This is a genomic window from Rhizomicrobium sp. (assembly GCA_037200985.1).
Classification (GTDB): Bacteria; Pseudomonadota; Alphaproteobacteria; order Micropepsales; family Micropepsaceae; genus Rhizomicrobium.
Genome location: JBBCGJ010000001.1, coordinates 1,265,925 through 1,284,907, shown reverse-complemented (window position 1 = coordinate 1,284,907; position 18,983 = coordinate 1,265,925). Strand labels below are relative to the sequence as shown.

Here is an 18,983-nt window from a genome sequence, read left to right as displayed (position 1 = left end):
CAACGCGACTCAGGCCTTTTCAGCGGCATGAAGCGCGCTTAATGTTGGCACGGGGGCGCCAACTTCATTTCAAACCTTCCAACGACATTTATCGAGCGAGGAACATCATGCATTTCGCCCATGGGGTAAGAACCGTGCTGCTCGCCGGCCTGGCGGCAGCCTTCGCCGCGCCGGCCGTGGCGCACGCCGAATCGATCAACGACAAGCGCGACCGCAAGGAGGCGCAGATCCCGACCTGCAGCCACAAGATCGGCACGCTGGCGGTGCACGAGCCGGACAATCACTGGTGGGAGGGCCTGGGCCTGGCCTCGCCGGAGGCGGTGATCAAGGTGCTGGTGATGAAGTCGCAGTGCTTCACGCTGGTCGACCGCGGCAAGGGGCTGGAGGCGGCGGAACAGGAACGCGCGCTCGCCAGCGGCGGCGATCTGCGCCGCGGCTCCAATATCGGCAAGGGCCAGATCAAGGCGGCCGACTATGTGCTGATCCCCGACCTGGTCTCGAAGAATTCCGACGCCGGCAGCACCAATATCGGCGGCATCCTGGGCGGCTTCGTCGGCGGCGGCGCCGGCGCGATCCTCTCCGGCATCAACATCTCCAAGAAGACCGCCGACGTGGTGCTGACGATCACCGATGTGCGTTCGACCGAACAGGTGGCGATGACCGAGGGCCATTCCGACAAGACCGATGTCGGCTTCGGGGTCGCCGGCGGCTGGGGCGGCTGGAGCGGTTTCGGCGGCGCGGGCGTGTCGAGCTACACCAATTCGGAGATCGGCCAGGTCGTCATCCTCGCCTATATCGACGCCTATACGAAGATGGTGGACGAGCTGGGCGGCGTCAGCGCCAACGCCTCGGCCGACAACGCGGCGCAGGCGGTCAACATGACCAAGCCCGGCACGATGTACAAAAAGTCGGGCGGCAAGGGCGGCGTGGTGCGCAAGCTCTCGTCCGGCATGATGCTCTATCCCACCGGCGACAAGGACGGCGTGTGGTGGGAAGTGTCGGACGAGCTCGGCAACAAGGGCTGGGTGTCGTCGCTGCTGTTCGAACTGGCGAAATAGCGCGGCCGCCGCGGCGGACGAAAGGGGGCTTCGGCCCCCTTTTTGTTTCGCGCGCGGCGGATCAACATGGGCGTCCGCAATCTCGAGGAAGCCGCCATGACGCCGTTCACGATCGACGTGCCGCAGAAGACGCTCGACGCCATCCGCGCCAAGGTGCGGGCCTATGAATGGCACGAGATGCCGCGCGACGAGGGCGTGGAGGCGAGCTGGGCCTATGGCGCCAATCTCGATTTCATGCGCGAACTCTGCGCCTATTGGACGGACGGATACGACTGGCGCGGCTGGGAGTCCGAGCTGAACGCCTATCCGCAATTCGTCGCGCCGGTCGACGGCATCGACCTGCATTTCTATCGCGAGACCGGGAGCGGGCCGGCGCCCAGGCCGATCATCCTCAGCCATGGCTGGCCGGGCTCGGTGTTCGAATTCCTCCACGTCATCGACAAGCTGGCACATCCCGAGCGGCATGGCGGCAGCGTGCACGACGCCTTCACCGTCGTGGTGCCGTCGCTGCCCGGTTACGGCTGGTCGGGCAAGCCGAACCGCCCGGTCGGGCCGCGCCGCACGGCGCAGCTTTTCGACACGCTGATGACCGAGGTGCTGAACCTACCCGGCTATATCGCGCAAGGCGGCGATTGGGGGAGCACGATCTCGGCCTTCCTGTCCTATGAGGGCAAGGGCTGCCGGGCGGCGCATCTGAACATGATGGGCTGGTTCTCGCCGGGCGTCGTGCCCGAGACCGAGGAGGAGAAGGCGCATGCCGCCAAGGCGGCGCAGCTTTTCGAGATGGAGGGCGCCTATTTCCGCGAGCAGACGACCAAGCCGCAGACCCTGTCCTACGGCATGATGGATTCGCCGGTCGGCACCGCGGCGTGGATCGTGGAGAAATTCCACGGCTGGTCCGACATCCGCAAGGGTTTCGAGACCGTCTATTCCAAGGACCAGCTCCTCACCAACATCATGATCTATCTGGTGACGCGGAGCTTCAACACCTCGACCTGGATGTATCGCGGCCGCGCCGAGGAGGCGTTCATGAACCCGCTGCCGAAAGGCGCGCGGCTGGAGAAGCCGACCGGCGTCGCGGTGTTTCCCGTCGACATCATCCCCTTCCCGCCGAAGAGCCAGGTCGAGCGTGCGGTCAATCTGGTCCACTGGGACAAGTTCGAAGAAGGCGGCCACTTCGCCGCGCTGGAGCGGCCGGACGATCTGGTGGGCAGCATCCGGGCGTTTGCGCGGGGGCTGGGTTGATTTCCTCCCCCGCTGTTGCGGGGGAGGTGCCGAGCGCAGCGAGGCGGAGGGGGCCTGTGCGGGGCGGCCCCCCTCCGTCACGCCTACGCTGCGCTTCGGCGTGCCACCTCCCCCGCAACAGCGGGGGAGGAAAATTAGACCAGCAGATCTCTTCCCATCGCGAGGTACTTCTCGCGCCGTTCCTTGCGCAGTTGCTCGCCGGGGACGCGGTCCATCTCGGCGATGGCGCGGGCGATGTGTTCGCCGACATTGAGGATCGCCTCCTCCGGCGCGCGGTGCGCGCCGCCGACCGGCTCGGGGATGATCGCGTCGATCACCTTCAGGTTCAGGCAGTCCTGCGCCGTGACGCGCATCGCGATCGCGGCCTCCTGGGTCTTGTCCTGCTTGCGCCACAGGATCGAGGCGCAGCCCTCCGGCGAGATCACCGAATAGACCGAATGCTCCAGCATGAAGACGCGGTTGGCGGTGGCGATGGCGAGCGCGCCGCCCGAGCCGCCCTCGCCGATGATGACGGTGACGAAAGGCACGCGGATCTCCAGGCCCGCCTGGGTGGAGCGGGCGATGGCCTCGGACTGGCCGCGCTCCTCCGCCGCGACGCCGTTGAAGGCGCCGGCGGTGTCGACGAGGCTGATCACCGGCAGGCCGAAACGGTCGGCCAGTTCGAAGATGCGCTGGGCCTTGCGGTAGCCCTCCGGCATCGCCATGCCGAAATTGTGCTTGAGGCGGGTCTTGGTGTCGTTGCCCTTCTCGTGTCCGAGCACCGCGACAGCGCGGCCGCGGAAGCGGGCGAGCGCGGCGACGATGGCGTTGTCGTCGCCGAAGGAGCGGTCGCCGGCGAGCGGCGTGAACTCGTCGAACAGGCCGCGCGCATAGTCGGAGAAATGCGGCCGGCCGGGATGGCGCGCGACCTGGACCTTCTGCCAGGCGGTGAGCTTGGCATAGGTGTCCTTGATCAGGCCGTCGGCGCGGGTCTGCAGGCGCCCGACCTCGGCGTCGATCTGCATCGCCGGGTCTTCCTCGGCGAGCTTCCTGAGCTCGACGATCTTGCCTTCCAGCTCGGCGATGGGGCGTTCGAAATCCAGATAGGCGTGCATGGCTACTCGCTAAGGTCCGGACGGAAAAGGAAGCCCCCGGCGGGCAAAAAGCCGGAAAACGGGGATTCCCGTTCCGGCGGCCCCTCTGATATGCGCAATCGCGGTCACAAATCCAGAGGGTCCGACGTCTTGACCCTGGTAACGCCCGGGAACGGGCAAAGGTTGTCAGGCCTCGGCGCCGAACAGACGGCGGTACAGCGACGAGAAAAGCTGCGACAGCACGCCGAGCGCGGCGAGCGACAGGCCGACGATCACGTCGACCACCGTGTCGCTGCTGACGGACGCCGTGGACTGCTTCGTGCCGGCGCGCACGATCCGGTTCAGGGCGCTTTCGGTGAGGCCGTAGATCTGCTCCAGCAGCGCGTCGGTCGCGGAGAAATCGTTCAGGGCGGTGTCAGGCGCCGGTGCGGCCGTCGACGCGGCAACCGTCGCGCGGCGGTGATGCATCCGATGGCCGACCGTCGCGTCCAGGACATCCTTGGCGATCACATAGGACGAGGCCAGCGTCACGACGCCGACCAGGATGAAGAGGACGCGCCGCGCCCGCACCGCCTCGCTGAAGAGAAGACCGGTCGAGACGACGAACAGGACCGCCGCGACGGCGTCGATGAGATACCGCATGTGCCCCTCCCCCAATGCGGTAGAGAGTATATCGCGAGCGCGACATCTTAAAAATGGGCGCGCGGAGCCGCTACTTTCCGCTCTTTTCTCGGATCATCGCCATCTGCTTGACGATCACCTCGGCCTGGCGGATCGAGGCGGCGTCGATCAGGACGCCGCCCAGGCTGGCGGCGCCGGAACCGGTGCTGTGGGCGTCCTTCATCGAATCCAGGATCGCCTGGGCGCGGGCGACTTCCTTTTCGGGCGGCGTGAAGATCGCGTTGCAAAGCTCGACCTGGCTGGGATGGATCGCCCATTTGCCTTCGCAGCCGAGGATCGCGGTGCGGTTGGCCTGGGCGCGGAAGCCGTCCGGATCCTGGTAGTCGCCGAATGGACCGTCGATGGCGACGAGGCCGTGGGCGCGCGCCGCCTGCACCAGCTTGAACAGCGGGTAGTGCCACAGGTCGTTCCAGTGGCGCGCGCGCGCGGCGTCGGGATGCTTGTCGGTCAGCATGACGTAGTCGGCGTTGCCGCCGCCGATATTCGTCGTGCGCATGCCCTGGGAGGCGGCATAGTCGGCGGCGCCGAAATGCAGCGTCTCCATGCGCTTCGAGGACGCGGCGATCTCGTCGATGTTGGTCAGGCCGAGGACGGATTCGATGATGACCTCGAGGCCGATCTTCTTCCTGCGGCCGGCGGCCGTCGCGCATTGCGTGATCAGCCAGTCGATGGCGTAGACGTCTTTCGCATTGGCGACCTTGGGGATCATGATGGCGTCGAGGTTCTCGCCGCCCTTCTCCACCAGCGCGATCACGTCGCGATAGCACCAGCCGGTGTCGAGGCCGTTGATGCGAACGGTGACGATCTTGCCCTTCCAGTCGACATCGTTGAGCGCGGCCACGACGTTGTCGCGCGCCTTGTCCTTGTCGGCCGGGGCGACGGCGTCTTCGAGGTCGAGGCAGACGCAGTCGGCGGCGCCGGCGGCGGCCTTTTCGAAGAAATTCGTCTTGGAGCCCGGCACGAAGAGCTTCGAGCGGTAGATGCGCACGGGCGCAAGGCGTTCGATGGTGGTGAAGGACACGTTCTCTCTCCCTCCCCTCCCGGTGTCATGGCCCGCAAAAGCGGGCCATCCAGTTGGGAAAACAATGGACGTTGGGATCATGCTGCGATCCGAGCAGGCGCTGCAAGACCGACAAGATGTCACCTGGGTCGCCCGTTCGCACGCTGTCGCTACGAACTCGCGGGCGATGACACCTATATTTTGCGGTGCCGCCGCGACAAGGGATGGGCCTGTTCGATCACCTGCGTCAGACGGTCCTTGGCGACATGCGTGTAGATCTCCGTCGTCGCGATGTCGGAATGGCCGAGCAGGGTCTGCACGCTGCGCAGGTCGGCGCCGCCCTCCACCAGATGCGTCGCGAAGGCGTGGCGCAGGACGTGCGGCGAGAGCTTGTCCGGGTCGATATTCGCCTTCAGCGCCAATTCCTTCAGCATCTGATGCAGGCGGCGGCGGGTCAGATGGCCTTCGGCGGAGCGCGAGGGGAAGAGGAAGCGCTCGGCATGGGCGCGGCGGATTCCGGCGGGGAGGAATTGCTCGCGCACGGTCAGATAGGAGCGGATCGCATCGCGGGCGTGATCGTTGAGCGGCGCCAGACGCTCCTTGCCGCCCTTGCCCTTCACCAGGAGAAAGCCGTCGCGGCTGCGCACGGTGGCGAGCGGCAGCGTCGCCAGTTCCGAGACGCGCAGGCCGGAGGCGTAAAGCATCTCCACGACGCAGAGCAGCCGCAGGCCTTCCGCGGATGTTTCCGATTGCGTCCGCGCGGCGGCGATCAGCGCGTCGAGATCTTCGCGCGACAGCACCTTGGGCAGCGGCCGCTCGCGGCGCGGCGCGTCGATGGCGTCGGTCGGATCGTCCTTGCGGATGACTTCGGAATAGAGGAAGGCGAAGAACTGGCGCAGCGCCGACAGCCGCCGCGCCTGGGTCGAGCCGGCGATGCCCGCCTTCGACATGCGCGCGAGATAGGCCTTGATGTCGTCGCGGCTGGCGTCGCGCGCGCTGGCGCCTTCCCCGGCGCAATGGGCGGCGAAATCGAGCAGGTCGCGGCGATAGGCGGCGATGGTGTTGATGCTCGCGCCGCGCTCGGCGCCCATCATGTCGAGGAACGCCTCGATCAGGTCCTTCATGGCGCCTGCAGGGCGAGCGCTTCGACGCTCAGCGCCCGCGCCTCGTCGGCCAGGCCCGCCTGGACCAGCATGCGGACGCATTCGATGGTCACGTCGGCCGGCAGGTCGCCGGGACCGCCCACGCCCACGATGTCGAGCACGCGCAGCGCGACTTCGCCCTTGCGGCCGGGCTGGGAAGCGGCCTCCTCCAGCTTGCGGATCTCGGCGCCGTCCGGACGCGTTCCGGGCCAGTGCATGGCTTCCAGATTGGCGGCCAGCGACCGCGCCGCCGGCGGCATCGGGCGGCCGAGGACGTCGGCCAGGCCCAGCGCCAGCGCGGCCTGCGCGTCCGGGTTCTTCTGCGGCGCGGCGCTGGCCGCGAACCAGGCATAGGCGGCCTGCGCGGCGGCGTCGTGCGTCGCGCTGGGAGAGGCGAAGTCGACGAGGATCTGGAAGGCGTGCAGGTCCTCGCCGTCGACGGCGCCGGCGAACCAGGCGGACGCCGCGTCGAATTTGCCGTTCAGGACCAGCGCGTGCGGAACGACGGGCCGGCCCCGCGCCACGCTCGCATCGGGCTTGATCGCCAGCGCGACGTCGCCCTGCAGCGCCGCGGTCTGCGGCAGCCTTTCGGGATGGCCGCCGGCGGACAGCGCGGCCAGCAGCAGGTCGAGCCTGGCGGGCGGCCGCGATTCCAGGAGCGCGGCACGGCGCAGCAGGCCCTGCGACGGCAGGAAGGTGAGCTTGGCGGCAAGCGCCTGCGCCTGCGCCAGGTCCTTCGCGGCGACGGCCTGCGCGTTGAGGATCGCGAGCAGTTCGGCGTTGGACAGCGCGCCGGTTGCGGCGATGCGCGAGGCCGCGGCGAGGCGGTCGGCGGGCGCGTTCCGCGCATCGCGCGCGGCGAGGACGTTCGCCGCCGTGCCGAGCCTGGCGGCGATGGCGTTGGTCACGGGCAATCCCGCCTTGCGCAGGAGATAGATGTGCAGCGCGGTCGGATGGTCGATGGCGACGACCGGCCGCTTCGCGCCGGTCAGCACGTCGGCGGCGAGGCTGTCGAAGGCGGGGTCCTTGGCGCCGAGTCCGTCCAGCGCCGCCTGCGCCAGCTCCGCCGAGGCGGTGTCGCCGCCCGCCGCGAAGCAATAGATGCGCAGCTCCAGCCAGAACGGGTCGGGTGAGGTCTGCCGCGTCGCGGTCAGGTCGCCGCACACATCCTTGTCGCGGCCGGCATAGAGCAAGGCATCGGCCTGCACGCGCGCGAAATCCGGGTCGTTGTCGAGATGCAGCGCGGCGGCGATGGTGCCGGCGTCCTCGATGGCGCCGCCCTGCAGCAGCTTTTCGACGCGGATCGTGACCAGGGCGCGCTTGGCCGAGCCGGCCGGCGCCTCCGACGGCGTCAGGAGGATGCGGCGCGACAGGCCGCGCGCGAAGGGATCGGCGCTGACGAAGGGAATGCGGCCGAGCAGGTCCTCGACCGCCTCGCGCGGGGAATTGACCCACATCGACGGGCCGAGCCCGCCCTGCGACTCGTCCAGCGTGCCGACCGGCGGGCCGTCGACCGGGCCGCTGAGATCGCCCTGCACGACGGTGGATTGCACCGGATTGCCGAGGATGCCGGGCTTATATTCGACTGGCGCGGTGTCGGCGGCGGGCGGCTGATCGTCCGGCGGCGGGGCGGTCGTCGTCGCCGGCCCGCCCAGCGGCGTCGGCGCGCCGGTCGCGGCCGGCGGCTGGTCCTGGGCGGCGGCGCTTGCGGCCAGCGCCAGGACGGCGGCGAAGACGAGGCTAGCGCGGCAATTGGTCATTCGGCACGGTCAGCTCGACCGGATGCCGCACGGGTTCGACCCGACTGCCATAGACCGCCAGTCCGACAGCGGCCAGCAAGACCAGCACGCCAAGGCCGATCGCAATCCGCAAACCCCAACCCGACGGCTCCCTGTAAGCGTTGCGCATGACAAACTCCTGGAGGTTTGTGGCGGAATTGCAGGCGGTTAGGCAAGACCTGCTGGCAGGAAACGCTAATGGCGTGTAAGCGGAGGCGATGAAACTGACGCGAACCGTGGCGCTGGTGGGCATGATGGGCGCGGGCAAAAGCTCGGTTGGCCGCCGGTTGGCGGCGCGGCTGGCCGTGCCGTTCAAGGACGCCGACAGCGAGATCGAACACGCCGCCGGCTGCTCGGTGTCGCAGATTTTCGAGCGCTATGGCGAGCCGGCTTTCCGCGACGGCGAGCGCAAGGTCATCGCGCGCCTGTTGGGCGAGCCGCCGCACGTCATGGCGACCGGCGGCGGCGCCTTCATGGATCCCACCACCCGCCAGCGGCTGAAACATGACGCCGTCACCATCTGGCTGAAGGCGCCGGTCGACGTGCTGCTGGCGCGGACCGGACGGCGCGACACGCGGCCCCTGCTGCGCGACGGCGATCCGCGCGCGATCCTGGAGCGGCTGCTGGCGGAGCGCTCGCCCGTCTATGAGCAGGCCGACCATACGCTGGACGGCGAGGACGGACCGCAGACCGACGTCGTCGAACGCATCATCTTTCTTTTGAGCGAAGCCGGGGCGCTGGCGGCATGAGCGAGACGCTGACCGTCAGCCTCGCCGAGCGGTCCTATCCGATCCATATCGGACCGGGCCTTCTTAGCCGCGCGGGAGAGTTGCTGAAGCCGTTCGCGCGCGGGCCCTTGCCCGTGGTCACCGACAGCCATCTCGGCGAGATGCATCTGGCGGCGCTGCTGGACGTGCTCGGCCATGCCGGCCTCGATGCGCGGCCGATCGTGCTGGAGCCGGGCGAGGCGACGAAAAGCTTCGTCGGGCTGGAGACGCTGACGAACGCCCTGCTGCACACCGGTGTGGATCGCAGCGGCCTCGTCGTCGCGTTCGGCGGTGGTGTGATCGGCGATTTGACGGGCTTCGCCGCCGGCGTGCTCAAGCGCGGCGTCGCCTTCGCGCAGATCCCGACGACGCTGCTTGCGCAGGTGGATTCGTCGGTCGGCGGCAAGACCGCGATCAACACCCAGGCCGGCAAGAACCTCGTCGGGCTGTTCCATCAGCCCAGGATCGTGATCGCCGATACCGACGTGCTGGCCTCGCTGCCGCGCCGCGAATTGCTCGCCGGCTATGCCGAGGTCGCCAAATATGGCGCGCTGGGCGATGCGGCGTTCTTCGAATGGCTGGAGGCGAACGGCGCCAGGGCGCTCGGCGGCGACAGCAACGCGATGGTGCATGCGGTGGCGCATTCCTGCCGGATGAAAGCGGACATCGTGGCGCGCGACGAGCGGGAGACCGGCGACCGCGCCCTGCTCAATCTCGGCCACACCTTCGGCCATGCACTGGAGGCGGCGACGGGGTTCTCCGGCCGGCTGCTGCACGGCGAGGGCGTCGCCATCGGCATGGCGCTGGCGTTCCGGCTGTCGGTCGAACTCGGCCTGTGCAGCGGGCAGGATGCCGAGCGCTTCGCGCGGCATCTGAAAGCGGTGGGCCTGCCCTCTTCCATCGCCGACATTCCGGATCCGCGGCCGGATGTCGAGACGCTGCTGGAGCACATGGCGCACGACAAGAAGGTCAAGGACGGGCGGGTGACGTTCATCCTCCTGAAGAGGATAGGAGAGGCCTTCGTGACGGCCGATGTGCCGCTGGCGGCGGTGCGGGCGATGCTCGCCTGATCACCCGCCGCAGGCGGTGGCCGCCGGAACGGGCTCGGCGGCCCGAATGCGGGCGCGGCGCCGCGCCAGCAAAAGCACCAGGACGAGGCCGCACGCCGACGCCGCCGCGCCGGCCAGGGCAACAACCGGATAGCCCAGCCCGCCGGCGATCACCGCACCGCCCAGGGCGGCGCCGACGGCATTGCCGAGATTGAAGGCGCCGATGTTCATGCCGGAGGCCAGGTTCGGTGCGTCATGCGCCGCCGACATCACGCGCATCTGCAGCGGCGGCACGAGGGCGAAGCTCGCCACGCCCCACAGGAAGATCAGCACGGCGCTGGGCGCGGCGAACGGCATGGCGACCGCGAATGCCACGAGCAGCAGCGCCAGCGATGCAAGGGTGACGATCAGCGTGCGATCCACCGAACGGTCGGCGAAGCGGCCGCCCAGCCAGTTGCCGACGGTGAGGCCGACGCCATAGGTCACCAGCATCGCGGTGACGAAGGACATCGATGCCTTCGTCTCCACCTGCAGGATCGGCGCGATATAGGTGAAGACCGTGAACATCGCGCTGGCGCTGATCACCGTCAGGGCGAGCGCCGCGAGCACCGGACCGCGCCCGACGACCCTGATCTCGGCGAGCATGTCGCCGCCGGCGTCGGCGGCGATAGCGGGCAGCGTCAGGCGCAAAGCCGCCATCGCCACGACGCCGATCGCGGCGATGCCCCAGAAGGCGGCGCGCCAGCCGATCTGGTCGCCGGCCCAGGCGGCCAGCGGCACGCCGACGACATTGGCGAGGGTCAGGCCCATGAACATGGCGGCGACGGCGGCGGCGCGCCGGTTCTGCGGCACCAGCCGCGCCGCGACGACCGAGCCGACACCGAAGAAGGCGCCATGGTTCAGCGAGGTGATCAGCCGCGCGACCAGCAGCATGCCGTAGCCGGTCGACATCGCCGCCATCAGGTTGCCGAGGGTGAATATCCCCATGAGGCCGATCAGCAGGGCACGGCGCGGCACGCGGCTGGTGGCGAGCGTCATCACCGGCGCGCCCAGCATGACGCCGATGGCGTAGGCGCTGACCAGCAGACCGGCGGTCGGGATCGACACGCGAAGATCGCCGGCAATGGCCGGCAGGAGTCCCATCGGCGCGAACTCGGTGACGCCGATGCCGAAGGCGCCGGCGGCCAGCGCAAGAAGGGGAGGATTGAGCTTCATGACGATAGGCCTTGCGATCGGACGGAACGCCGGCTGCGCCCGTCCCGAGCGCGCCGGCCAACAAGATTTGCGAGTCTCGACGTCCCGCGTCGAGCGCACAATCATACAAATGGTTGCGGGCGGTCCGCCTGTCCAGGTTCCGCATGCGGTCAAGGTAGCGCAGGACGGCGGTGTCGGGACGCCCCGGCATGATGAATTGAGAGTGGCCCCCCTGCCCCGCGGATGACATTCTCGTCATCCGACTATGCGAGATTCTCCAATGGATACGGTCATCCTGCTTTCCTTCGCGCCCGTCCTGCTCCTTCTGGTGCTGGGCGCGTTCTTCGCCGGCTCGGAAACCGCGCTGACCGCGGTATCGCGCGGCCGCATGCACCAGCTCGAAAAGGAAGGCAGCCGCGCGGCGCGCGACGTCAACCGCCTCGTCAACAACCGCGAGCGGATGGTCGGCGCGCTCCTGCTCGGCAACACCTTCGTCAACATCCTGGCCTCGTCGATCGCGACCACGGTGCTGGAGCACAGTTTCGGCCATCGCGCCGTCATCATCGCGACCGCGATCATGACCGTCCTCATTCTGGTATTCGTGGAAGTGCTGCCCAAGACGCTCGCCATCGCCCGCACCGACCGCTTCGCGCTCGCCGTCGCCACGCCGGTGCGCCTGGTGGTCGGCGTGCTGGGGCCGATCGTCAACGCCGTGCAGTTCGTCGTCTGGCGGGTGCTCGGCGTCTTCGGCGTGCGCGCGAACGAGGAGGAACTGGTCGAGGCGCATGAGGAGATCCGCGGCACGGTCGACCTGCACCACAAGGAGGGCGCGGTGGAGCGCGAGCACCGCGACATGATCGGCGGCATCCTCAACCTGCGCGAACTCACCGTCGGCGACGTGATGATCCATCGCAAGACCATGGCGACCATCGACGCCGACCTGCCGCCGCAGGAGATCCTAACCGCGATCCTGGAAGCCAACCACACCCGCGTGCCCCTGTGGCGCGAACAGCCGGACAACATCGTCGGCGTCGTCCACACCAAGGACATCGTGCGCGCGATCCTGGAGCGCGGCCGCGAGGGCGTCGACGTCGCGGCGCTGGCCTCGCCGCCCTGGTTCGTGCCGGAAACCACGATGCTGGAGGAACAGCTCGACGCCTTCCGCGAGAAGCGGTCGCATTTCGCGCTGGTGGTGGACGAGTACGGCGCGCTGCAGGGCCTGGTCACGCTGGAGGACATCCTCAACGAGATCTTCGGCGACATCCCCGACGAGCACGAGGAACAGGGCCGCCCCGACGTGCGGCGCCGCCCCGATGGCTCATTCCTGATCGACGGCACGGTGCCGATCCGCGAGCTGAACCGCGACCTCGACTGGAACCTGCCCGACGAGGAGGCGACGACCATCGCGGGGCTGGTCATCCATGAGGCGCGCACGATCCCGGAGGTGGGCCAAAGGTTCAAATTCTTCGGCTATGAGTTCGAAGTGCTGCGGCGGCAGCGCAACCAGATCACGGCCGTCAGGGTGATCCCGCCGGCGGCGATGGCAGCCGAACCGGAGACCAGCTGATCGACATCAAAAAATTGTCATGGCCCGCGAATGCGGGCCACCCAGTTGAAAGCAGAAGAACCTGTCAGGATTGCGCCTGCCCAAACCTGCTCGGTCGATGCAAGGCGTCACATGGATGGCCCGCATTCGCGGGCCATGACACCGTCAGGGTGTTACTTCTCCTGCCACATCTCCGCGGGGGTGATCGTGGTCAGGGCTAGGGCGTGTACCTTGTTGGGCTCGAGTTCCTCGGCGAGCGCGGCATAGACGCGGCGCTGGCGCTCCACCCGCGACAGGCCCTCGAAGACCTGTGCGACGATGCGCACGCTGTAATGCGTCTCTCCGCCCGGACGGGCGCCGGAATGGCCCGCGTGCTTATGGCTGTCGTCTTCGACAACCAGCTCCGCCGGCGCGAAGGCGGCCTCCAGTTTTTGCCGGATCGTGTCGGCCATCGTCATGACTCCAGCGTGTCAGCCGTCCGCGGCGTTAAGTCAAGCAATACGTTTTCTTGTTTTTTCGCCGTCGCGCCCCATAATTCACCGCATGGCCGCCAAGCAGAGTGCAAAGTTCAAAACCGACATCCGGATCAAACCGGATGGCGTCCGCCCGGAACCGGCGAAGACGCTGCGGCCCTGCGCGCATGCCGGCTGCGCGGAGAACGGCGACTTCAAGGTGACGCGCTCGCGCGAGCGGCTGGGCGAATATATCTGGCTCTGCCTTGCCCACGCGCGCGAGCACAACGAGGCGTGGGATTTCTTCGCCGGCATGGACGAGAAGGCCATCGAATCCTTCCGCAACGATGCCATCACCGGCCATCGCCCGACCTGGCCGCTCGGCAAACGCGCGGCACGTATGCAGAATCCGTTCGGCACCTTCACGGTCGACGACAATTACGGCCAGTTCGAGAACGACGCCGATTCGAAGCCGCATATCCGCCGCCCGGAGCGCACCTTGACGCGGCTGCAGATGCAGTCCCTGGACACCCTGCAGCTGGCGCATTCCGCCACCTTGCTAGAGATCAAGGCGCGGTATAAGGAACTTGTGAAGCGGTTTCATCCCGACGCGAACGGCGGCGATCGGGGCGCCGAGGAGCGTCTGAAGCAGGTTATCAAGGCCTATGGCGTGTTGCGCGCCTCCGGGCTGACCTAACGAGGGCTCCTTCCAACGCCCTCCCCTCATCCGGCGGTCACCCCGCAAACAAGATTCTAGGGCCGGATACCAGGACATGACGGAACAACAGGAACTCGACGCCGCGATGACGCCCGATGTGGACGTCGACGTGAAGGCCACGTTCGGCATCGATACCAAGATGAAGATCAAGGGCTTCAAGACGACGACGCCCTATGTGCCGGACCGCGATCCGGCCTATCGCTTCGACCGCGAGACGACGCTGGCGATTCTCGCCGGCTTCGCCTTCAACCGGCGCGTGATGATTCAGGGCTATCACGGCACCGGCAAGTCGACCCATATCGAGCAGGTGGCGTCGCGCCTCAACTGGCCCTGCATCCGCATCAACCTCGACAGCCATATCAGCCGCATCGATTTGATCGGCAAGGACGCCATCGTCCTCAAGGACGGCAAGCAAGTGACGGAGTTCCGCGAGGGCCTCTTGCCCTGGTGCCTGCAGCATCCGGTGGCGCTGACCTTCGACGAATACGATGCCGGCCGCCCGGACGTGATGTTCGTCATCCAGCGCGTGCTGGAGGTCCAGGGCAAGCTGACGCTGCTCGACCAGAACAAGGTGATCCGGCCGCATCCGGCGTTCCGCCTGTTCTCGACCACGAACACGATCGGCCTGGGCGACACGACGGGCCTCTATCACGGCACGCAGCAGATCAACCAGGGCCAGATGGACCGCTGGTCGATCGTCACGACGCTCAACTATTTGAGCCACGACGCCGAGCAGGAGATCGTGCTGGCGAAAGTGCCGTCCTATGCGGCGACGCCGGAGAAGAAGAAGCAGATCGCGGCCATGGTCCGCGTCGCCGACATGACGCGCAACGCCTTCATCAACGGCGACCTGTCGACCGTGATGAGCCCGCGCACCGTGATCACCTGGGCGGAGAACGCCGAGATCTTCAACGATGTCGGCTTCGCCTTCCGGCTCACCTTCCTGAACAAATGCGACGAGCTGGAGCGCGCTTCGGTGGCCGAGTTCTATCAGCGCTGCTTCGGCGAAGACCTGCCGGAAAGCGCCGCCAAGGTGCTGGTGACGTGAACCGCACGCGGGTGACCCGTGTCCAAGCCTGAAAATCCCTCCGAGCCGTTCAAGCGTGCCGTCACCGCTTCGGTGCGGGCGCTGTCGGGCGAGCCGGAGATGGAGGTCACGTTCTCCGCCGAGCCGCCTGCCCTGCGCGGCCTGAAAGCGCGGCTGCCCCTGCCCTCGCGCAACCTGCCGCCGAACGAGGTCGCCATCGTGCGCGGCGCCGGCGACGCCTATGCGCTGCGCCGGGCGCATCACGAGGGCAAGATCCACGACCAGTTCCGCCCGCAATCGGCCGACGCCGCGGCGGTGTTCGAAGCCGCCGAGCAGGCGCGCGTCGAGGCCATCGGATCGCTCGCCATGAAAGGCGTCGCGAACAACCTCACGGCGCAGCTCGAGCAGCGGCTGGTGCAGCGCGGCCTCGGCAAGGCGCGGGTGCGCGCCGACGCGAACATCGCCGACGTGGTCGGGCTGATGGTGCGCGAGAAGCTGACCGGCGAGAAGCCGCCCGAGGTGCTCAAGAACGCCGTCGAATTGTGGCGGCCCTTCATCGAGGAGAATGCCGGCAAGGACCTCGCCAGGCTGGAGAACTCGCTGCGCGACCAGGCGCAATTCGCCAAGCTGACGCGCACCATCCTGAAGGACCTCAAGCTCACCGACGAGTTCGACGCCGAGGAATCCTCCGACGAAACGGGCGAAGGCGAGAACGCCGAGAGCCAGGAGCAGGAGGGCGAGGAGCAGGAATCCGACAGCCAGTCGGAGACCAGCGAAGCCGACATGCAGGAATCCGACGGCGAGGAGAGCGAAGATTCCTCCGCCGAGATGCGCGCCGAAGAGACCGACGAGATGTCGGACGCGGCCGAGCCCGAAGACGGGATGAAGCCGCAGCGGCCGGAGCAGCCCTTCAGCCACAAGGACGAGTGGGGCTACAAGGTCCATACTTTCCAGTTCGACGAGGAGGTCGAGGCCAACGAGCTGTGCGACGCCGAGGAATTGTCGCGGCTGCGCAGTTTCCTCGACCAGCAGCTCCAGGCGATGTCGGGCGTGGTCTCGCGCCTCGCCAATAAGCTCCAGCGCCTGCTCATGGCGCAGCAGAACCGCACCTGGGAGTTCGACATCGAGGAGGGCATGCTCGACACTTCGCGCCTGCCCCGCATCATCATCGATCCGATGTATCCGCTCTCCTTCAAGCGCGAGAAGGACATGACCTTCCGCGACACCGTGGTCACGTTGCTGCTGGATAATTCCGGCTCGATGCGTGGGCGGCCGATCATGGTGGCGGCGATGTGCGCCGACATCCTGGCGCGCACGCTGGAGCGCTGCGCGGTGAAGACGGAAATTCTGGGCTTCACGACGCGCGCCTGGAAGGGCGGGCAGTCCAGAGAGAAATGGATCGCCGACGGCAAGCCGCCGCATCCCGGCCGGCTCAACGATTTGCGCCACATCATCTACAAGGCGGCGGACGAGCCGTGGCGCCGGGCGCGCAAGAATCTCGGCCTGATGATGCGCGAGGGCCTGCTGAAGGAGAATATCGACGGCGAGGCCCTGATGTGGGCGCACAACCGCATCGTCGGGCGGCCGGAGCAGCGCAAGATCCTGATGGTGATCAGCGACGGCGCGCCGGTGGACGATTCAACCTTGTCGGTCAATGCCGGCAATTACCTGGAACGGCACCTGCGCCGGGTGATCGAGGAGATCGAGGAGAAGTCGGACGTCGAGCTGACCGCCATCGGCATCGGCCACGACGTGACGCGCTATTATCGCAAGGCGGTGACCATCGTCGACGCCGAGCAGCTCGGCGGCGCCATGACGGAACAGCTCATCGGGCTGTTCAAGGAAGAGAAGGGTCACGAAGGGCACATCCGTGCGCCGCGCGGCCTCGCAAAGCGCACGCCCAGGCATGTGGCGCATTAGTTTCCTCCCCCATTTCCTCCCCCGCTGTTGCGGGGGAGGAAATGGGAGGATCAATACCCGCCGAAACCCGGCAGCGGCTGCACGATGCGGCGGAGCAGCCAGTAGGGGATGAGCGCCAGGATCGCGCCGCCTGCCAGCAGGCCCGTATGGATGCCCATATGGGCGAACCATGGCCCCGGCGTGCCGGCATAGGCGGCGGCGTAGAAGATCGGCGCGAAGACGAGCGAAGCCGCGATCGAGCCGATCAGCGGCGCCGTCCACCAGCGCGGACCGCGCGCGCCGTCGAAGGCAATGATGCCGACGAAGCCCGCCGCCAGGAATGCGCCGCCGAACGCGGCCACCATCCGCACGCTGGGGACGATCGCTTCGGGAAGGAACAGCGAGATCACGTCCCGGCCGAAGATCACCGCCGCGGCGAGCGCCGCGAAGGACAGCACGATCTGGGCGAAGGCATAAGCCGGCCCGTAGCGGCGATTCGTCAGGTGGACGGTGAGAAACGCCACCGGAAGGAGAAGATGGCTGACCGTCAGCCAGCGCACGCCGGCGTCGGCGAAATAGGCAAGCGTCGTGTCCATGTAGAGGTACATGGCCGCCAGCGCGGTGCAGAGCGCCAGAACTGGAATGACGGTCCGCAATACGGCGCGGAAGCCATCCGCCAGGCGGCGCCCGAAGCCCGCATTCTGGACGTAGCCCTGATTGTGCCAGGTTGTGTCACTGGCGCCGCGCAGCCGGTAAGGGCCGTCGTCGATGCCGACCGCCAGACGCTGCGACGCACCGTTCCGCGCCGAAATCGAACCTGATTCGTATGCCCGCACCGCACCCCGCCCCGTGCCGGCCCGTTATTTTGGACCTGACACATTTTGATACACTAGGGCAAAGTTCGTGCAGGAGCCATGCCTGTGGACAGGCGAAACAAGGTAAATTTTAGAGAGGCTTAGCGGGAACTCTTAAGCAGCCGCTTTCGCCGCGGTTTTCTTGGCGATCGCGCGCTTGAGGCGCAGGGCCTTGGTCGACAGGACGCCGTCCTTGGACTTGAGCAGGAACGGGTCGAGGCCGCCCACTTTGTCGACGGTCCGGAGCGCGTTCATGCTGATCTTCAGCACGTAGGAGTTGCCCAGGGCCTCGCTGGCCAGGGACACCTGCTGCAGATTCGGGCGGTAAATCCGCTTGGTCTTGTTGTTGGCGTGGCTGACATTGTTGCCAACCAAAGTGCCTTTTCCGGTCAATTCGCAGCGGCGTGCCATGGGAGTCTCGTGTCCAAAAGAGGCGCCCTCATAAGGAAAGGGGCCTTGCCGGTCAAGCGCCGCGAAACCGCCTGAGGAGCGTCCGGGCGGCCGCCGCAGGCAGCGAGCCGCCCGCGGCGACGGCGGCCTCCAGCCTGGCGGCGTCCCGGGCGAGGCCCGCATCCTCCAGGATGGCTTCGCTGACCAGAGTCTGCACCTCGCCCCAGAACCAGCGCCGGGCCTGTGCCGCGCGCAGCCCGGCCAGCCCACCCCCGGTGGCGAGCACCCGATGGGCGGCCTCCATCTCGGCCCAGGCCTCGGCGATGCCCTGCCCCACGACCGAGGAGACCCGAAGCACCTTGGGGAACAGCCCGGGATGCTTGGGCCGCATCAGGTGCAGCGCCGCCTGGTAGTCGGCGGCCGCCCGGTTGGCGGCGGGCAGCAGGTCGCCATCCGCCTTGGTCACGATCAAGAGGTCGGCCAGTTCCATCACGCCGCGCTTGATGCCTTGCAGGTCGTCGCCGCCGCCCGGCGCCGCGAGCAGCACGAAGAGATCGGTCATGTCGGCGACGGCGGTCTCGGACTGCCCGACGCCGACCGTCTCCACCAGCACGACGTCGAAGCCGGCCGCCTCGGCCAGCAGCATCGACTCGCGGGTGCGCCGGGCGACGCCGCCGAGCGTGGTGCCGGCGGGCGACGGGCGGATATAGGCGTTCGGATCGCGCGCCAGTTTCTCCATGCGCGTCTTGTCGCCGAGGATCGAGCCGCCGGAGCGCCGCGACGACGGATCGATCGCGAACACCGCGATCCGCTTGCCGAGGCCCGTCAGATGGCCCCCGAACGCCTCGATGAAGGTCGACTTGCCGACGCCGGGCGCGCCGGAGATGCCGATGCGCATCGCGCCGCCCGTCCTGGGCAGGAGTGCGGTCAGCAGTGCCTCGGCCTGCGTCTGATCCTGTACCGTCGTGGATTCGACGAGCGTGATCGCGCGCGCCAGTGCCCGGCGATCGCCGAGGGTTACGGACGCGGCAAGGTCCACGCCGTTAACCGCTTTTGAATCCAAGGGATTGGCCATAATTGGACCATAGTGGTTTTGGAGCGTCCGCGCCG

Annotated in this window: 19 protein-coding genes; 8 read left to right on the top strand and 11 right to left on the bottom strand. The window is 67.6% G+C overall.

Translation table 11 applies throughout. The annotated features are described in order from the left end of the window. Nucleotides 1-107: 107 nt before the first annotated feature. Together WDN01_06175 and WDN01_06170 are read left to right on the top strand one after the other, a co-directional pair. On the top strand, nucleotides 108-1,058 hold the full coding sequence (locus WDN01_06175) for a CsgG/HfaB family protein (protein MEJ0025599.1): 951 nt from the start codon (nucleotides 108-110) through the stop codon (nucleotides 1,056-1,058). A gap of 66 nt (nucleotides 1,059-1,124) precedes the next feature. Then, nucleotides 1,125-2,303 carry an epoxide hydrolase family protein gene (locus WDN01_06170; GenBank protein ID MEJ0025598.1) on the top strand — a complete coding sequence of 393 codons (1,179 nt, stop codon included), beginning with the start codon at nucleotides 1,125-1,127 and terminating at the stop codon, nucleotides 2,301-2,303. A 134-nt stretch (nucleotides 2,304-2,437) separates the two neighbouring features. Here WDN01_06170 and WDN01_06165 read toward each other — a convergent pair whose 3' ends face one another. From WDN01_06165 to WDN01_06140, 6 genes are all read right to left on the bottom strand, one after another. Further along, complete coding sequence (locus WDN01_06165; protein MEJ0025597.1) at nucleotides 2,438-3,397, bottom strand: acetyl-CoA carboxylase carboxyltransferase subunit alpha; 960 nt, start codon at nucleotides 3,395-3,397, stop codon at nucleotides 2,438-2,440. Between the two features lie 165 nt (nucleotides 3,398-3,562). Next, the gene (locus WDN01_06160) at nucleotides 3,563-4,018 is read right to left on the bottom strand and encodes a hypothetical protein (protein MEJ0025596.1); all 456 of its coding nucleotides are present in this window, start codon (nucleotides 4,016-4,018) and stop codon (nucleotides 3,563-3,565) included. Nucleotides 4,019-4,088: 70 nt separating this feature from the next. Beyond that, nucleotides 4,089-5,078: a CoA ester lyase gene (locus tag WDN01_06155; protein MEJ0025595.1), complete on the bottom strand. Its 990-nt coding sequence runs from the start codon at nucleotides 5,076-5,078 to the stop codon at nucleotides 4,089-4,091. Nucleotides 5,079-5,251: 173 nt separating this feature from the next. After that, nucleotides 5,252-6,181: a site-specific tyrosine recombinase XerD gene (locus tag WDN01_06150; protein ID MEJ0025594.1), complete on the bottom strand. Its 930-nt coding sequence runs from the start codon at nucleotides 6,179-6,181 to the stop codon at nucleotides 5,252-5,254. After that, nucleotides 6,178-7,959: a hypothetical protein gene (locus WDN01_06145; protein MEJ0025593.1), complete on the bottom strand. Its 1,782-nt coding sequence runs from the start codon at nucleotides 7,957-7,959 to the stop codon at nucleotides 6,178-6,180. The genes WDN01_06150 and WDN01_06145 overlap by 4 nt, the downstream gene beginning before the upstream one ends. Beyond that, entirely contained in the window at nucleotides 7,940-8,107 is a 168-nt protein-coding gene (locus WDN01_06140; protein ID MEJ0025592.1) for a hypothetical protein, read from the bottom strand. The genes WDN01_06145 and WDN01_06140 overlap by 20 nt, the downstream gene beginning before the upstream one ends. Before the next feature lie 88 nt (nucleotides 8,108-8,195). On the opposite strand from WDN01_06140, the gene WDN01_06135 reads away from it, so the two are divergent. Then, complete coding sequence (locus tag WDN01_06135) at nucleotides 8,196-8,726, top strand: shikimate kinase (GenBank protein MEJ0025591.1); 531 nt, start codon at nucleotides 8,196-8,198, stop codon at nucleotides 8,724-8,726. Further along, complete coding sequence (gene aroB, locus WDN01_06130; GenBank protein ID MEJ0025590.1) at nucleotides 8,723-9,814, top strand: 3-dehydroquinate synthase; 1,092 nt, start codon at nucleotides 8,723-8,725, stop codon at nucleotides 9,812-9,814. The genes WDN01_06135 and aroB overlap by 4 nt, the downstream gene beginning before the upstream one ends. Here the strand turns inward: aroB and WDN01_06125 are convergent, their stop codons facing one another. Continuing rightward, entirely contained in the window at nucleotides 9,815-11,008 is a 1,194-nt protein-coding gene (locus WDN01_06125) for an MFS transporter (GenBank protein ID MEJ0025589.1), read from the bottom strand. It lies immediately after the preceding gene. 259 nt (nucleotides 11,009-11,267) lie between these two features. On the opposite strand from WDN01_06125, the gene WDN01_06120 reads away from it, so the two are divergent. Continuing rightward, nucleotides 11,268-12,554, top strand: a complete 1,287-nt coding sequence (locus WDN01_06120) for an HlyC/CorC family transporter (GenBank protein MEJ0025588.1) — start codon at nucleotides 11,268-11,270, stop codon at nucleotides 12,552-12,554. A 152-nt stretch (nucleotides 12,555-12,706) separates the two neighbouring features. On the opposite strand, the gene WDN01_06115 is transcribed toward WDN01_06120, so the two are convergent. Then, nucleotides 12,707-12,985 (bottom strand): BolA family protein, encoded by a 279-nt coding sequence (locus WDN01_06115; protein ID MEJ0025587.1) that lies wholly within the window; start codon nucleotides 12,983-12,985, stop codon nucleotides 12,707-12,709. Here WDN01_06115 and WDN01_06110 point away from each other — a divergent pair. From WDN01_06110 to cobT, 3 genes are all read left to right on the top strand, one after another. Beyond that, nucleotides 12,975-13,682 (top strand): J domain-containing protein, encoded by a 708-nt coding sequence (locus tag WDN01_06110; GenBank protein MEJ0025586.1) that lies wholly within the window; start codon nucleotides 12,975-12,977, stop codon nucleotides 13,680-13,682. The genes WDN01_06115 and WDN01_06110 overlap by 11 nt on opposite strands. Before the next feature lie 76 nt (nucleotides 13,683-13,758). Then, nucleotides 13,759-14,751 carry a cobaltochelatase subunit CobS gene (gene cobS, locus WDN01_06105; GenBank protein ID MEJ0025585.1) on the top strand — a complete coding sequence of 331 codons (993 nt, stop codon included), beginning with the start codon at nucleotides 13,759-13,761 and terminating at the stop codon, nucleotides 14,749-14,751. An 18-nt stretch (nucleotides 14,752-14,769) separates the two neighbouring features. Next, nucleotides 14,770-16,650, top strand: a complete 1,881-nt coding sequence (gene cobT / locus WDN01_06100) for a cobaltochelatase subunit CobT (GenBank protein ID MEJ0025584.1) — start codon at nucleotides 14,770-14,772, stop codon at nucleotides 16,648-16,650. Between the two features lie 50 nt (nucleotides 16,651-16,700). Here the strand turns inward: cobT and WDN01_06095 are convergent, their stop codons facing one another. From WDN01_06095 to meaB, 3 genes are all read right to left on the bottom strand, one after another. Then, nucleotides 16,701-17,465 carry a hypothetical protein gene (locus WDN01_06095; protein MEJ0025583.1) on the bottom strand — a complete coding sequence of 255 codons (765 nt, stop codon included), beginning with the start codon at nucleotides 17,463-17,465 and terminating at the stop codon, nucleotides 16,701-16,703. A 132-nt stretch (nucleotides 17,466-17,597) separates the two neighbouring features. Then, nucleotides 17,598-17,894, bottom strand: a complete 297-nt coding sequence (gene rpmB, locus WDN01_06090) for a 50S ribosomal protein L28 (protein ID MEJ0025582.1) — start codon at nucleotides 17,892-17,894, stop codon at nucleotides 17,598-17,600. Between the two features lie 52 nt (nucleotides 17,895-17,946). Further along, the gene (gene meaB / locus WDN01_06085) at nucleotides 17,947-18,912 is read right to left on the bottom strand and encodes a methylmalonyl Co-A mutase-associated GTPase MeaB (GenBank protein ID MEJ0025581.1); all 966 of its coding nucleotides are present in this window, start codon (nucleotides 18,910-18,912) and stop codon (nucleotides 17,947-17,949) included. Between the last annotated feature and the right edge of the window lie 71 nt (nucleotides 18,913-18,983).